12 protein-coding genes are annotated in these 15,629 nt (G+C 49.2%); 11 read left to right on the forward strand and 1 reads right to left on the reverse strand.

From position 1 onward, the window contains the following. Positions 1 to 10: 10 nt before the first annotated feature. Positions 11 to 2,605 (reverse strand): PEP/pyruvate-binding domain-containing protein, encoded by a 2,595-nt coding sequence (locus P771_RS0102795; protein ID WP_035243818.1) that lies wholly within the window; start codon positions 2,603 to 2,605, stop codon positions 11 to 13. A gap of 309 nt (positions 2,606 to 2,914) precedes the next feature. Between P771_RS0102795 and P771_RS0102800 the strand changes: the two genes are divergently transcribed. The 11 genes from P771_RS0102800 to P771_RS0102860 all read left to right on the forward strand — a co-directional run bounded on the left by P771_RS0102800 (position 2,915) and on the right by P771_RS0102860 (position 15,441). Continuing rightward, positions 2,915 to 3,310 carry a response regulator gene (locus P771_RS0102800; protein WP_028573937.1) on the forward strand — a complete coding sequence of 132 codons (396 nt, stop codon included), beginning with the start codon at positions 2,915 to 2,917 and terminating at the stop codon, positions 3,308 to 3,310. Positions 3,311 to 3,383: 73 nt separating this feature from the next. Further along, the gene (locus P771_RS0102805) at positions 3,384 to 3,941 is read left to right on the forward strand and encodes a CBS domain-containing protein (RefSeq protein ID WP_028573938.1); all 558 of its coding nucleotides are present in this window, start codon (positions 3,384 to 3,386) and stop codon (positions 3,939 to 3,941) included. 61 nt (positions 3,942 to 4,002) lie between these two features. Then, on the forward strand, positions 4,003 to 5,466 hold the full coding sequence (locus P771_RS0102810; protein WP_028573939.1) for an SLC13 family permease: 1,464 nt from the start codon (positions 4,003 to 4,005) through the stop codon (positions 5,464 to 5,466). A gap of 199 nt (positions 5,467 to 5,665) precedes the next feature. Beyond that, on the forward strand, positions 5,666 to 6,118 hold the full coding sequence (locus P771_RS0102815) for a sigma-54-dependent transcriptional regulator (RefSeq protein WP_028573940.1): 453 nt from the start codon (positions 5,666 to 5,668) through the stop codon (positions 6,116 to 6,118). 73 nt (positions 6,119 to 6,191) lie between these two features. Continuing rightward, a complete protein-coding gene (locus P771_RS0102820) occupies positions 6,192 to 6,467 on the forward strand; it encodes a hypothetical protein (protein WP_028573941.1) in 276 nt (91 codons plus the stop codon). 178 nt (positions 6,468 to 6,645) lie between these two features. Next, positions 6,646 to 8,358 carry a sensor histidine kinase gene (locus P771_RS16245; RefSeq protein WP_051617065.1) on the forward strand — a complete coding sequence of 571 codons (1,713 nt, stop codon included), beginning with the start codon at positions 6,646 to 6,648 and terminating at the stop codon, positions 8,356 to 8,358. A 21-nt stretch (positions 8,359 to 8,379) separates the two neighbouring features. Further along, positions 8,380 to 8,820, forward strand: coding sequence for a response regulator (locus tag P771_RS0102830; RefSeq protein ID WP_035243821.1), 441 nt, complete (start codon positions 8,380 to 8,382; stop codon positions 8,818 to 8,820). A 76-nt stretch (positions 8,821 to 8,896) separates the two neighbouring features. Then, a complete protein-coding gene (locus P771_RS16250; RefSeq protein ID WP_051617066.1) occupies positions 8,897 to 10,648 on the forward strand; it encodes a sensor histidine kinase in 1,752 nt (583 codons plus the stop codon). Between the two features lie 732 nt (positions 10,649 to 11,380). Continuing rightward, positions 11,381 to 13,165 carry a sensor histidine kinase gene (locus P771_RS16255; RefSeq protein ID WP_051617067.1) on the forward strand — a complete coding sequence of 595 codons (1,785 nt, stop codon included), beginning with the start codon at positions 11,381 to 11,383 and terminating at the stop codon, positions 13,163 to 13,165. 44 nt (positions 13,166 to 13,209) lie between these two features. Continuing rightward, positions 13,210 to 13,368, forward strand: a complete 159-nt coding sequence (locus P771_RS18885; protein ID WP_153304075.1) for a hypothetical protein — start codon at positions 13,210 to 13,212, stop codon at positions 13,366 to 13,368. Positions 13,369 to 13,398: 30 nt separating this feature from the next. Further along, positions 13,399 to 15,441, forward strand: coding sequence for an SLC13 family permease (locus tag P771_RS0102860; protein ID WP_051617068.1), 2,043 nt, complete (start codon positions 13,399 to 13,401; stop codon positions 15,439 to 15,441). Positions 15,442 to 15,629: the final 188 nt, after the last annotated feature.

Below are 15,629 nucleotides of genomic sequence, written 5' to 3' on the forward strand. Positions count from 1 at the left end.
CCAACTCCCTCTAATTATTTTTGAAAGTGTAGTTGCCGCGCAAAAATTCGTCCACATACCAGGGAAGATCACCATCATCAGCAAGGCCCATATCAAGGAGCCGGATGGATCCCAGCATCCTGCCCATCAGGTCCAGTTTATGCTCTATTCTCGGGCAGTCATATTTTTTCATTTCAGCCAGGAGCATGTCTCCTTTAAGCATGATCTTGAAGCCAAGCTTTCTTAAAATCATGGATATGAACTTGGCCCTTCTGGTTCTGGGTCCGATGTCTGCTGCTCCTCCCTTAAAGGACAGTTTGATGTAGTTGTCATTGACCCGGCTCGAACAGAAAGAGTCAATGGTTACAAAATTATAGCCCAGCCTGGCATTAAAGTTAACATACTTATCAGATATAATGACATAGTTTATGCCAGCTGGTTCAGCTTTTGGGGTTTTCTGTCTCGGAGCCGGCTTGCGCCTGTGGATGGCATACTCGACAACATCCAGGAGTCTGGATTGGGGGTGGTCTCCGCTCCATCGGACATCCTCATGACTCATTCCTTTGAGCAGGGCCTTGAGAGGAATTGAAGATATCTGATCCGGGCCGATCCCTGATCCATCCGGGTTGAACTCAACACCACCACCCAGGTCCAACACATGGATATTCAGGGGCAGATCAGTTTCAAGCCTGACAGCCATGTATTTGTCCAGCCCCTGGAGCTCTTCTCCCAGCCTGAACATCTCCTGCATGGCCATTTCATGGCAGAAACGGACTATGTCGTGCAGGGTCTGGCAGCCCTGGGGAGAAAAATCCTTTGCACCTGGATCAACCAGATGCAGAGGTACAATTTTTTTGAGACTTTCCCGGACCAGTTTGAAAACCGGGCTGTCCTTCATGATGTTCACCGGGGGTTTGAATTTGAGAATACTCTCAGCGCGGCCCCTGTAAACCATTTGTCTGGTAGCGTCCAGAGTAATCACCTGGAGGTGGGCGATGATTTTTGTGCCGGTGGATGTTCCCACCAGGGTGGGAATGCCGAATTCCCTGGCCACAGAGGCCATATGCCCGGTCACACTGCCGACATCGGTGATTATTCCGGTTATTCTGGACATGGCCGGAACATAATCAGGAGAGGTCTGGGGCGCTACCAGGATGGACCCCTGAGCCACAGCTGAGAGATCCTGGTCCGGACCCAGGACATGGGCCGGACCGCATGCAGTGCCCGGTGAAGCAGTCATTCCTCCGGACAGAATAATATCCTGTTCATGATCTGGTATGGATGGAAGCTGGCATGACCCCGGAGTGTCCTGGTCAAACCTCTGCAATGGTCTGGCCTGGAGAATAAAGATGTTGCTGTTTTGGTCCAGAGCCCATTCCATATCCAGGGGATGGCCAAAATATTTTTCCAGTTTGAGCCCGTAGGTTACCAGACGGCTGATCTCATCAGCAGCCAGGCAGGCCTGACTGGTCTGACTGGCCGGTACTTTGACCTTTTTTAGGTCGTACTCGCCTCCCATGACCAGCATTGCTTTTTTTTCTGATATTTCCTGGCTGATTACTTGTCTGTCCTCTCTGGATATCCTCCAGTAGTCAGTGGACATGGAGCCGTCCACCACGCTCACTCCCAGTCCCCAATTGGCATTTATGAGTAGATCGTTTCTGGTGCTGTCATTGGGATCTGCGGTGTATAGACAGCCGCTGGCCCGGGCGTCCACCATCATCAGGCAGAGGACGCTCATGAGTACATCCAGGTCCCGGTAACCCTTACTTCTCCTGTAAAATACAGCCCTGGGGTTAAAGGTGCCGGCCACCACTTCTTTGTACGCCTTGAAGAAGCTTTCAGGTGCGACATTGAGGACTGAGCTGTGCTGACCTGCAAAACTGGCATCCTGAGAATCTTCTCCCACTGCGCTGCTCCGGACAGCAAGTCTGATATCCGGCCCAAACTCTGAAATGAGGGAATCCAGCTCCATGGTTATGGCTTTGTGGATTCCAGCAGGAAGGGTGGCATCCATGACTTTTTTCTGGATTCCAAAGCAGGCTGATTCCAGCTTTTTGGTATCCCTGACGTCCAGGCCTTTCATTTCCTCCTTGATCAGTCCATACAGACCGGATTGTTTGAGGAAATGGTGGCAGGCATAAGCTGTGACAGAGAATCCTCTTGGAGTAGGCAGGTGGGCTCGGTTGGATATCTCGGCCAGGTTGGCAGCCTTGTTGCCTACCAGCTGCTGGTTTTCCCGGCTTAAGGAGGCAAGGGGAATGGTCCATTTGGATTTGTCCGGCTTGTTCTTGCGGATCAGCTCCTTAAGAATTGCTATCCCCAGTTTTTCTGTTGCTGAAAACAGGCCTGGATATTTTCCTCCGGAGATGGCGTTCATATCTTCGGCTATTTCATAGACAACCCCTATAAGCTGTTCACACTGGTTGACCACATCATCATAATCAAAAGGTTTATGGTCCAGAAGAAGATTCTCCAGATCGTTGATCAGAGCCAGGGCCTGGTTGTTGTTGGAAAGAAGACTTTTGAAGAATTCATATTTTTTCTTGAGTGGAGCATCATCAATGTCTTCAATCCTCATCCTGATCTTAAATTTGTCAAAAAGAAGATCCAGAAATTTTAGCATAAATGCAGTACTCCGCTGGGTAAACAAGCAATTTTTAGTGGAACTGGCCAATTGATATAAGACATTGAAAATCAATTAGCAATACAGGGCAGTTGAGTCAGGCGGCAATTTAAGTTTTATTATGTGTCATAATGAAGCAGCAGCCAGCTATACATTATGAAACATATAGAATCGAAGGCATGGAAAGGGATTAGTCGCAAATCTAAGTATTTGAAATTATTCAGGCCAATATCTGGCACGAGCATTGCTAATGTAGCCTCTGAAGTCATTGTTCAGGGTGGCTGGATCTAACCAAAGGAAGTCAGGCGCATGGATCAGGCAAACAGCATAACATCAGACAGCAAGCCCTGTATTCTTGTGATTGAAGAAAGCAGGATATTTTGTTCAATCCTGTCCCGGGTGCTGGAAAGTCAGGGTTTCAGAGTGGCCAAAGTCTTTTCCCTGGATAGAGCCCTGGAAGAGATTGCCAGGGATTGTCCTGATGTTGTGGTCCTCAGTCTGACCCGTTTCAGGGGAGAAGGTGTATCCATGCTTTCCGTACTCAAGGAGGCTTACTCGGAGCTGCCGTTGATTGTCCTGGGCTTTCAGGAGGACAGCAGGCTTTCCCTGGAGTGCATGCGGCTGGGAGCCGCCGACTTCCTGCTGCTGCCCCTGGACCTGGAAGATCTGATAAAGAGTATATCCAGGCTTATAAGTGATAAGTGAAGCAGATACTAATTTTTTGGAAAGGGCTCAATAAAATAAAGGCTTAATAAGAACACTAACCATGGAGGTTGATATGGAAAAGTCACTGGTAAAAGAATTGACTTGTCCGGTCAAAGATTTCCCCAGAATCCGGGAGAATTCAACATTTGTCCAGGCTGCCAGGGCCCTGCATCAGGCCCAGGAGGAATTTACCTCGGGTAAGGGCAAGCAGAGGATTCTTTTGGTGGAAGATCAGGACGGAAAAATCAAGGGCAAGCTTTCACCTTTTGATCTGATGCGCGGTCTTGAGCCGGAATATGAAAAGCTGGTGGATACCAGTAAAGGTGCTTTTGTGGCCAACTACGAATACGTGATCCAGACCATGCGGGAGCAGTACTCATTTTTGGAAAAACCTTTGAGTGATCTCTGCTCCAAGGCAGCCCAGACAAAGGTCAGGGACTTTCTCAGGCCTGTGACTGAAATCCAGACCATAAGGTCCGGGGCCAGCCTGAATCAGGCTCTGCACAGGTTTATTGTAACTCGGTTTGACTCCTTGTTTGTGGTGGATGATGGCAAGCTGGTGGGAGTTTTAAGGTTTTCCGATGTGTACAGGGAAATCTATAAGACCATAACCCAGGAATGTAATTTATAAGAAAATTTTTTGCCTCTTTTTGTGAAAAAAATAGCAAAATTATATTTCGGAGGTATCTAACATGTCTGATAGAGCATTGGATCAAAACCAGGGTGAGATAGTAATTGAAGAGCATCCTGAAGCACCCAGGCAGTCGGGCAAGAGCATTATCATCAAGTGCTCCATTGCCGTGTTGCTGGGTCTGCTTGTTTATGCCCTTCCCACACCGGATAACCTGTCCATTGAAGGACACAGGCTGCTGGCTCTGCTGGTAACCTGCCTGATTCTCTGGACCACCGAGGCCATCCCCATCGGTATTACAGCCCTTTGCGTTGGAGGAGGGATGATCATGTTCGACATTGTGGGCAGAAACGACGCCTGGACGCCCTATGCCAACCCGGCAGTCATGTTCGTGCTCATGATCATCATGTTCGGGGTGGTGCTCAACGAGGTGGGGCTGGCCAGACGTTTGATGTATCATCTTCTGCGGCTGGCCGGGACCAATGTCAAGAAGCTGAGCTTCATCCTGGCCGTGGGCTGCACCATGCTGGCCACCATACTGCATGATGCAACCGTGACCGTTGTCATGGTCTTTGCATTTGTGCCGGTTTTCATGGCCATGGGTATGAAGCCCGGGCAGGGGCATGATCTGCCCAAGTTTTTCCTGATTCTGATCCCTTTGGCAGCTTCAGCAGGTGGATTCGGGACCATGATCGGCGGAGGGCGAAATCCCCTGGCGGTTGAGATCCTTTACCGCTATACTCAGCAGGAAACAGGAGAAGGCAGGGTCATTGGTTTTCTGGAATACCTGATTATCCAGTTTCCCATCTGCTTTTTTACAGCAGTGGCAACCTGGGCTGTGGTCTACTTTTTGTTCCGGCCCAAGGAAAAGGAGCTGGTCGGTGTCAAGCTGGAGTACCCGGGACCGTTGCGCGGGGCAGAACTGGGTGTGGCCCTGGTTTTTGTGGGTGCCTTTGTGCTCTGGTTCATGGGGGACCTGACCGGATGGCATGTGAGTGTGCCTGCTGTATTGGCCATGATCGGATTCTGCGCTCCGGGCTGGGTGTCCTTCAGGACCATTTGTGACAAGTTTCCCTGGGAGTCCTGGATTGTGTTCGGGGCAGGTGTATCTCTGGGTCTTGCCCTGCTTAAGACCGGAGCTGGACAGTTTCTTGCCGAGGCCTGCCTGCCGCTTCTGGAAGGAAGAAATGATTTTATCGTATTCTACGGTCTTGGATTTTTCGGATCATTTCTGTCCAGCCTCATGAGCAACTCAGCTGCAGTGGCTCTGACTCTGCCCATAACCCTGCCCATGGCAGAAATGCTTGGGATGTCGCCGGTGGCGGTAGCTCTGCTGGCTCCCATGACCACCTCCTTCATCATGCTGGTCATTGGCTGCCCTCCGACCATTATAGCCTACAGCTCCGGATACTTCACTCAGGTGGATTTTATCAAGGTGGCTGTGCCCTGGTGTCTGATCCTGCTGGTGGTGGCGGTTGTGGGGGTACTTTTTTACTGGCCCCTGATCGGGATTGCAGCCCATTAACAGTAAAGGCTGAATTACCGTCCGAGATGATCGGGCGGTAATTCAAGAATAACTAAAAAGCCCTTGACTTTTTTTGTACAAACAGTTGAAAGTTCATATGTAACCAAAGAGCATGTCCTGGCAGCCAGCTGGTGAAAAGGGCGAAGCTGCAGCTGATGAACCAAATCATGGAATTTGATCTAAAGGAGGTTGAAAGGCCATGTTTGACAATACAAGTCTAAAACTGCTTCTGGTGGATGACGAGGAAAGATTCAGGACCACACTGGCTAAAAGATTGCAGGGCAAAGGTTTTGAGACTGCTGATGTAGGCAGTGGCACACAGGCCCTTGAGTACATCAAGGATAACCCGGTGGATGTGATCATACTGGACATCAAGATGCCGGGTATGGATGGAATTGAGACTTTGGCCCAGGTCAAGCAGATCACTCCGGGCATTGAAGTTATTCTTCTGACCGGGCACGGTACAGTGGATACGGCCATTGAAGGCATGCGGGCCGGAGCGTATGATTATCTCATGAAGCCCTGTGAAATCGAAGACCTTATAGACAAGATCAGCAGGGCCTTTGAAGTTAAAAAGGAACGGGATACCAGGCTTAAGCAGGCTGAGGAAAGAAGCCGCCTGGACAAGCTGGAAAAGGCTGTAAGATTTTAAATGACTTGCCCGCCGGTTTCAGCAGGTAATTGAAACCGGCGGGCATCTTTGTAATAATTAGCTGGGACTGTCAGTGGATATGGAGAAGAAGGAAGCAAAAACAGCTGAAAGTCAGTCCGGCCATGCTGACGACCAGACACCCGACCTGGAGCATGGATCTGAGAACAGTGATCAAAAAAATATTGATCCAATGTATCAGATGCTCAAACCCCTGCACAATCTGCCCCGGGGCAAGAATACCTGGAACCCGGAGTTCATCAAAAAACCCTGGTTCTGGCCTTTAAGTGCTGTGGTTTTGATTATTCTTTTTTATGTCTATCCCTACATCTGGGATTATTTTTTTGAGTAGTCCCTCTGCCTTTCCATCACAAGTTTTCGGGCTGGATTATGAAAGTTCTGAGCCTGGACCGGCCATTATTGAGTGCAAAGGATTTGGGACAAAAAACTCGATGACCTCCTTGAATTTTTTCAGGATAATGATTGAATATTGACCCTGATGCCTGGATTATCCAACTGCATAGCCATCCATGAAAAGAAACATTAAAGGGGCAAGCGTTTACAGTGCAAAGCTGCGCTGGCACATCATCATTTCTTACTGCTTAGCTGCTGTCATTTCACTGGGACTCATTGCCGGGACCATATATTTTCAGTATCGAAGCGCAATCACAGAAAGGGCAACTGCCAGGCTGGTATCCATAGTCATGGAGCATAAGGGGGCCATTGAGAATTTTCTCTTTGAGCTGGCCAATACCATGCGCATGGTCACCTTGCTCGAACAGTACGACCAGCTGAAACAGCAGGAAGTTCTGGAACAGGTTTATGCGGTCCTGGAAAAGGAGTATGATTTTGCCTTTGAAGACCTTGGAGTCCTGGACTTGGAAGGCAATCACCTGGCTTATGTCGGGCCTTACGACCTGATGGACAAGAATTACAGGGAATCTCCATGGTTTCAGGAGGTCCTGGAAAAAGACCTGGTTATCAGCAATGTGTTTCTGGGCTTCAGGCAGGTACCGCATTTCATCATAGCCATCAAACAGACCAATGGCCAGGAAACCTGGGTGCTCAGGGCTACGGTCAATGCAGTCAAGTTTGCATCCCTGGTGGAATACGTCCGTTTCGGCCGGACAGGCTTTGCCTACATCGTCAGCAGCGACGGTCATTACCAGACCAGGTCCAGAGAGGGATTCAGGGTCATGGATCAGGTCAGTCCCGGTCTTCTTGACCTGAGCATGTTTGAAGGAGTCAATTTCTGGAAACTGAACCAGGAAGACAGGAGTTTTTTCAGGGCCAAGACCTGGATCAAGGACAATGACTGGCTGCTGGTTGTGGAGCAGGATGTGGATGATATTTACGGAGAGCTTTATCCATTGAGGCAGAATTCCCTCATCATCTTTGCCCTGGGTGGTGCGCTACTGGTCCTTCTTACTTTGCTGACCATGAAGATACTCCTGCGCCGGGTCAAGCTGATTGACTCTGAAAAGCAGCTTCTGGACGAGCAGCTTATCCAGTCTCAGAAACTGGCATCCATTGGACAGCTTTCTGCAGGCATTGCCCATGAGATCAACAACCCCCTGGCCATAATCGGGGAAGAAGCAGGATGGATTCAGGATATTCTCAAACGTGACAACATGCAGGATATCCCTGAACGTGACGAACTGACGGACTCTCTGCGGGAGATAAGCCAGCAGGCAAAAAGATGCAGGAGAATCACCCATAAGCTTCTGAGTTTTTCCAGGAAAATGGATTCCACCATCCGCGATGTGGATATGAACCTGCTCATTGATGAGGTTGCAGCCCTTAGAGAGCGTGAAGCCAAGCTGTATTCCATCAAGTTTGTCAGGGATTATGAAAAGGATCTGCCCATAATCAAGACTGACTCATCCCAACTCAGGCAGGTTTTTTTCAATCTTATCAATAATGCCATGGATGCCATTCAGAAGGATGGGGAGATCTGCATAACAACCAGTAAGAACAAGGACGATTCAGTAGCGGTGTCCATCAGCGATACAGGTCCAGGCATTCCCAGTGAAAACCTGCTCCGGATATTTGATCCTTTTTTCACCACCAAGGAGCCGGGCAAAGGTACAGGCCTGGGTTTGTCCATCTGTCATGGAATAATTGAAAAGCTTGGAGGAACAATTTTTGTGGCCAGCAAGGTCGGGCATGGGACCACCTTTACAGTAAGACTTCCTAAAAACCCCGACCTGGCACTGGTCAAGATAAAGAATGATAAAATTTGAATATGAAAGGTTGACAAAATTATGACCCTTAAAAAAGATTTGACCAAAAACGCACCCAGGATACTTCTTGTTGATGACGAGGACCGGTTTAGAACAACTTTGAAAAAGAGGCTGTCCACCAGACACCATCAGGTTCTGGACGCCTCCAATGGGTTGAGGGCTCTGGAGATTGTCAGGGAGACTCCAGTTGATGTCGTGGTTCTGGATGTACGTATGCCAGGCCTCAGCGGACTGGAAACCCTGACCGAGATGAAGAAGATTGCCCCGGATATCGAGGTGATCCTGCTGACCGGCCACGCTTCCATTGATCCGGCCATTGAGGGTATGCGCCTGGGAGCCTTTGATTATCTCATGAAACCCTGCGATATAGAAGATCTGATGATAAAAATTGAAAGTGCTTATGAAACAAAGCAGGCCAGAGTGGATAAATCAGGCTCAAAACAAGGTGCCTGGAGCGATTGAGACTAAAAAGAATCTGGCTCCACGGCCTCTTTTGGGTTTGGGCTAGACTTCACCAAAACTACCTGAGGATATTTTTATGGCGGATCATTATCAACCTACCTATTCATGGATTCGCCGGCATATTACCCTGGTTATCTTCCTGGTCCTGTTCATCCCTTTTCTTCTGGTGGTTACCCTGGTCTATTTCACAGGCTACCAGTACATCAAAAAGTGTATTTCCGAGCAGGCAGGTTTCACTCTACATGACACTGCGGTTGAATTAAGGTCTGAAGTTGATTCTCAGATTACCGGACTCATCAAGACCCTGACCTTTATTGCTGAAGCTGAAACCCTGGACGGACTCAGGGATGAGGAGAACCTGAAAAATGTCTTTGCCAGGCTTGAAAGGGAATCAGGCCAGGTGTTTCAGGATCTGGCAGTACTTTCTTCCCAGGGAGAAGTGATTTCCAGTGTCTTGCCTTATGGCATGGAGCAGTTTGATTACAGCCGGGAAAAGTGGTTTGACAGGGCTTGCATGGACAAATTTATTGTCAGTGACGTCTACCCGGATTCCAGGATGAATCCTTTCTTTGTGGTTACTGCCAGACATGACCGCTGTGATGACTCAGCCATCCTCAGGGCTTCGGTAAATGGTTTGTGGCTAAGCTCTTTTGTTGAAGATGTAAGGATAGGCAAGACAGGAGAGGCTTTCATCATTAACCGGCAAGGCGCGGCTCAGACCAGATCCAGGATGGGCAAAGACTTTGGACATATCCTTGATGATTTTCCGGATAACCTTCCCGGAGCCAACGGAACCCAGAGGATGGTCTACCATGATCAGGACATGGAAGTCCTGGCCGCTATAACCGTCATGAAAAGCAATGATGATTGGTTCCTGGTGGTCAGCCAGGAAAAAGAAGAGGCCATAGAAAGCATCTTCATGATCAGGCTGGTCTTTACTCTGGTGGTGATTGCCGGACTGATATCCATTATATTCATAGGCTATCTGACCTCGAATATTCTGCTCAGGAAGATACGTCAGGCTGATGAAAAAAAATGTGTCATTGATGAACAGCTTATCCAGTCCCAGAAGCTGGCTGCCATAGGCCAGCTCTCCTCAGGAGTGGCTCATGAAATCAACAACCCTCTGGCGGTCATCGGTGAAGAAGCAGGCTGGCTTCAGGACCTCATGGAAAAGGACGGGGCTGATGATTTCAAACATGCCGAGGAATTCCGGGATTCCCTGGGAGCCATAACTGAGCAGGTGCGCAGGTGTAAGGAAATTACTCACAAGCTGCTCAGCTTTGCTCGAAAGATGGACTCATATATCAATGAAGTAAAACTCCAGGAAATCATTGATGAAGTGGTGGATATGAGGGAGCAGGATGCATTTCTGGACAATATAATCATTGAAAAAAAATATAGCCAGAATATACCCAAAATCAACAGTGAACCATACCTGCTGCGCCAGCTTTTTCTGAACCTCCTGAACAATGCATTAGACGCAGTTGGCAAGGATGGTAAGGTCAAGTTTACCATTGGCATGGCTGGAAAGGACAGGGTCATGGTCAGACTGGAAGACAGCGGGGTTGGCATTCCCAAGGAGAATCTGGGCAAGATTTTTGATCCGTTTTTTACCACCAAACCTCCAGGCAAAGGAACCGGTCTGGGCCTTTCCATCTGTCACGGTATCATCACCAAGCTGGGTGGGGATATTAGGGTTGAGAGCACGGTTGGCAAAGGAACCACGGTCACGGTCATCCTCCCTCCTGACCCGCCTGACAATGTCAAGGCCAGGGCAGGAGAAATGGATGATGCAGGTATTGTGTCCGGAAGCCAGACTTACTAGGCGTTATCTTATAATTAAGATGCTTTGGGCAGTCATACAAACTGAAGCCTGAACCAAGCAGCTTTTCCTTTTTCATCAGCGAGCAGAATGAGGCAGCCTCAGTTAGTTAGCCGGAAGCCTGCTTTGCACCCTTGGGGCACATGCAATGGCAGTGATGCTGGACAGCTGCATATGGAATCCCTGAACTAAGCTTCAAAAAGACCCTGTTTCATGTCATGTTTCATGTTGCGTTTCACCTTCCTTTACTCTCCCGGCTTTCAGCTAAAATCAGCTTGGCATTATTTTTTTCTACCTTCCTGAGCATGCCTTTTTTAAAATTCTGATTTGTTTCAAGTAGTTGCGTTGGCATTTTGGGCCGATGATCTGTTTGTATCCGTTTTAGCCTCCTATGCTGGTACAGCTTTAAGTCAGTTTTTTTTGCTCAGTTGCTTCTACCTCCAACATCAGGGGATAGCTGCGTTTCATTTTTTCATCACTTCGTTTCATTTTGATTTGAAAAAACGTGTCAGGTCCGGCCAGAAAATTTCTGAAAATATCCTGTTGCTTATGTCCAGGGTTTGAGTTTATAAGGTTCAAACCTATGTCAGTCGGCAAGTTATTTTTTGCACAATATTATTGCAGATAATTTTTTAGAAGTTGGCGGAAATTGAATTGAGTTTTCTGGTTCAGATGATTTTTTATAACTCTGGTTAGAGCCCTGCAGGGCTCTAACCAGGATACTTGGGAAAAGGCATGTCGCAGTCCGAAGTCAGGCGTCCGGCAACAGGGCGCAAACCTTACGGGAAGGCTCCTGAAAAGATGCCCGTGAAAAACGTTCATCAGGAGTCCTTGGCAACCCACCATCGCCGGTTCAAGCGCGGTATTCTGCTCTGCCTTTTTCTGACCTACCTCTTTCCTATTATCATCCTGTCGGTTTATTTTCACTACAAGTCCAGCGCAGGTATGCTTCAAAGCAGCAAGCTGCAGCTTGTTGCTGAAGTAGAGGCCAGAAAGAACACAATTGATCTGTTCATGCAGAAGCGGGTTGTGAATATGTTCAACCTGTTTCACATGGAAGGTTTTTCCCTTAGTCCGACTCAGGAAAGAATGGAGTCCTACCTGGACAATCTGATTCGGTCCGATGACGCCTTTGTTGATGTCGGGCTGATCAATCCCCTTGGAATTCAGACCGAATATGCAGGACCATACTCCAATCTCAAGGGTAAGAACTATGGTCGTGAAGAGTGGTATATAAGACTCATCAACCAGGAAAAGAGCTATATCATAACTGACCTGTACATGGGTCTGCGGCAGGAGCCCCATTTTACCGTAGGGGTCAGGCAGCTGGTGGACGGAGAATATCATGTGATCAGGGCCAGCGTGTACCCTGACAAACTGCTGGGACTGATCCATGCTCAAGACAGCGGCAGCCAGTTCCGGGGGTTCCTGGTCAATCAAAAGGGAGTGTTTCAGGTTGGAGATCATGGCCTTGGGAACCTTCTGGAGCCTGCTTATTATGTGCCGGACTTTAATGATCCGGCCGGGGTAGTTGAGATGGACTGGGATGGTTCGCCTGTTCTCGTGGCACACACCTGGCTTCAGGAGGTTCCATGGTGTCTGGTCGTGATTCAGCCAAAGGACGTGGCCTTTGAAGAAATGGCTTCAATCCGCAATACCATGATCCTCGGGACCATTGTTCTGGTTCTGGTGATCATGGTCTTTATCTGGCTTGTGGTAACCAGACTTCTTAACAGGACCAGGGACCTGGATCAGGAGCGCCATGAACTAAAAGGACAGCTCTATCATGCCCATAAGATGGTGTCTGTGGGCCAGCTGGTGGGGGAAGTGGCCCATGAAATCAACAATCCGCTGGCTATCATTGATTCCGAGTCGGGTATTATAAGGGATATGCTTGATCCAGAAATGGGCCTGGATGCCTCTCCAGAGGCTATCCGCAAGGAGCTGGACCAGATAGACAAGGCAGTCATGAGGGCCAGGGCCATTACCCAGGAAATACTCAGTTTTGTCCGCAAATCTGAGCCAAAAATCGAAGAGTGCGATCTGAATCAGCTGATTGATGATGTGGTTTCCGGAATGAAGGAGCAGGAGTTTAAGGTCTCTGACATCTTACTGATTAAGGAAAAGGAGGAGAGTCTGCCTAAAATTCAGGTTGATCCTGACCTCATGAGGCAGGTCCTGCTTAACCTGTTGAATAATGCCGGCGATGCCGTGGAAAAGGGGGACACCATCACCCTGAAGACTTCTCAGGACCAGGGATATGTCAAAGTGACAGTATCTGATACCGGATCCGGCATGACTCCTGACCAGCTTGAAAAGATATTCACTCCCTTTTTTACCACCAAGAAAGCTGGTCAGGGCACTGGTCTGGGGCTGCCCATCTGCTTGAATATTGTCCAGGGATTTGGTGGCCGGATAGAGGTTCAAAGCAGCCCGGGACAGGGAACGTCTTTTTCAGTCTTTCTGCCGGTTCCTGGAAAAAACAGCCTGGACAAGGATAATTCGGGTAATCCATCCTGAAAGGATGCATTGCATATAATAATAAAAATTAATGGAGGTAAAAGATGACAGAAGATGGACAATCAGTACCAGCCAAAAAGGTAAAGGTCCTGCTCATCGACTACGAAGAACGGTTCAGGGGGGCGTCGTTCAGGATTCTCCAAACCTGGAGGGAAGGCCTGATCAACACCATGATGACCACGGACCGGGAGCACAAACCATAAACGAAAAATCAGTTTTTAGGGAGGTTTACAGTGACTGAAAACGGAAAAATAGCACCAGGTGAAAAGCCCAGAGTCCTTCTGGTGGATGATGAGGATCAATTTCGGACCACCCTTGCCAAAAGGCTTGAGGCCAGGGGTTATCACGTCATAGACGTGGACAACGGCGAAGATGCCATGAAGGCTATCCGCCACGAAAATCCGGAAGTAGTTGTCCTGGACCAGAAGATGCCAGGCATGGAGGGTGTTGAAACCCTGCAGGAGCTGAAGAAAATTAAACCTGAAGTTCAGATCATCATGCTCACCGGGCATGGGGATATTGAGCTGGCCAGGCTTACCGGAAGACATGATGTGCTTTCCTTCATGCAAAAGCCGGCTTCCATCGAAGACCTTATCGAACAGATCGAGATCGGCCGCCAGGAGTTCCGTTATGCCATGCAGCGGGAGGAAGTCCCCTTTGTCGAAGAAAAGGGACTGAAAAACTGGCTGATTGGCACAGAGGGCTCCAGGCCTGGGATCATCATCCTGGGAGCCATACTCTTTTTCACTCTGTTTTTTATGCCGACTCCGGAAAAATTGACTATGATGCTTTCCATAGAAAAGGGGACTCCCCAGGATGAAATGATCCGGGGCTATGCCCAGTTCCGCAACCTGGCCCAGGGCCAGACCATTGCTGAGTTTTATGGAAAAATGGCCCCCTACAGTTTTGAAGGGGAACGGGAGATCCAGGCTGCAGCCCAGCGGGCCAAGGTCATGGTGGGTGTCCTGGTCGTTGCAGCTCTTTTCTGGGCCACAGCAGCCATCCCCATTGGCGTGACCGCCATGCTCATAGCTGTGATCATGTACTTTTTCGGGGTGCTTCCGCCAACAGGGGTGGCCAAGGCCTTTGCCTCTGATGCGGTCTTCTTTATCTTCGGGGTGCTGGCCATGGCCATGGCCATCAGCAAGACCGGGCTGGACAAGCGTATTGGTCTGCTGGTGCTATCGCCCACTACGTCCATCATGAAAATGGGTCTTATTTTTGCCCCCATGGTGGCTGTGTGCGCCTCTTTTCTGTCCGAACATGCGATCATAGCTTTTATAGCGCCGATCTTTATGCTGGTATATCTTTCAGCCATCAGAACAGGCGGGATATCCCAGGATAAGACCCTGGTGGTCATGATGCTTCTGACCCTGAACTATGCCTGTAATGTTGGCGGGCCAGGATCACCGGCAGCCGGCGGTCGAAACGTGGTCATGATTCAGATTTTGAGTGACTATGGGATAAACATTACCTTTGCCCAGTGGGTCATGTACGGTCTGCCCTTTGTTCCGGTGATGGCCCTTGTTGTCGGTCTTTACTTCTATTTCTGGGGCAGGAACAAGGTTAAGATCAAGGCGCTGGATATTGCAGCCAATGTCAGGCGTGAAGCTGAGAAGATCGGTAAGATGACCCAGGCAGAATACAGGACAGCCATAGTCCTGGTCCTGCTGATCATCGGCTGGTCAGCATTTTCCGGTACCTACGGCATGGGCGGTCCAGTCATGCTGGCCCTGGTGGCCCTGAATGTCCTAGGCATTCTGCGCTTCAAAGATATTGCCCACATTCACTGGGGTCCGGTATTTCTGTATGCCGGTGCTACAGCCATGGGTTTTGGTCTGGCTTCAACAGGCGCTGCCCTGTGGGTAGCTGACATATTTGTCAATGCCCTTCCCACATTCCTGGCCAATTCCGGGGCTGGTCTGGCCATTGCCTCGTCCATCCTGGTGGGTATCCTGACCAACTTCATGAGTGACGGCGCCACAGTGGCGGCCATCGGGCCTATTGTGGTACCTATGGCGATTATTGCTGAGGCCTCTCCGGTAGCGGTGGGTCTGGCTGCAGCCTTTGCCTCGTCATTTGCTCATATGCTGGTGGTTGGTACTCCCAACAACGCCATTATTTATGCAGTGGCCAAAGATCCCAAGACTGGCGAGCAGCTGGTAACCATGGGTGATTTCTTCAAGCATGGTTTCTTTGTCCTGCTCCTGTCCTGGGTCATTTTGTGGTTCTGGACCATTCTGGGGTACTGGAAGTTCTTGCCATGGCCGGCCTAAGCAGCTAGACTATTGGTAATAACGAAACTGGTTCCGGGCGCAGCAATCTTGTCTGCGCCCGGCCTTTGACTTGAAAGGTCTGAAGTCGCCTAGATGCCGACAGAATCAGACAGGCATGATCACTTAATGACTGATGGGCCTTTCCGGATTAACCAGTCCGGTAAGGCCCATCTTTTTTTGCTCTATAT

The sequence above is a fragment of the Desulfonatronovibrio hydrogenovorans DSM 9292 genome (genome assembly GCF_000686525.1).
GTDB classification, from domain to species: Bacteria; Desulfobacterota; Desulfovibrionia; order Desulfovibrionales; family Desulfonatronovibrionaceae; genus Desulfonatronovibrio; species Desulfonatronovibrio hydrogenovorans.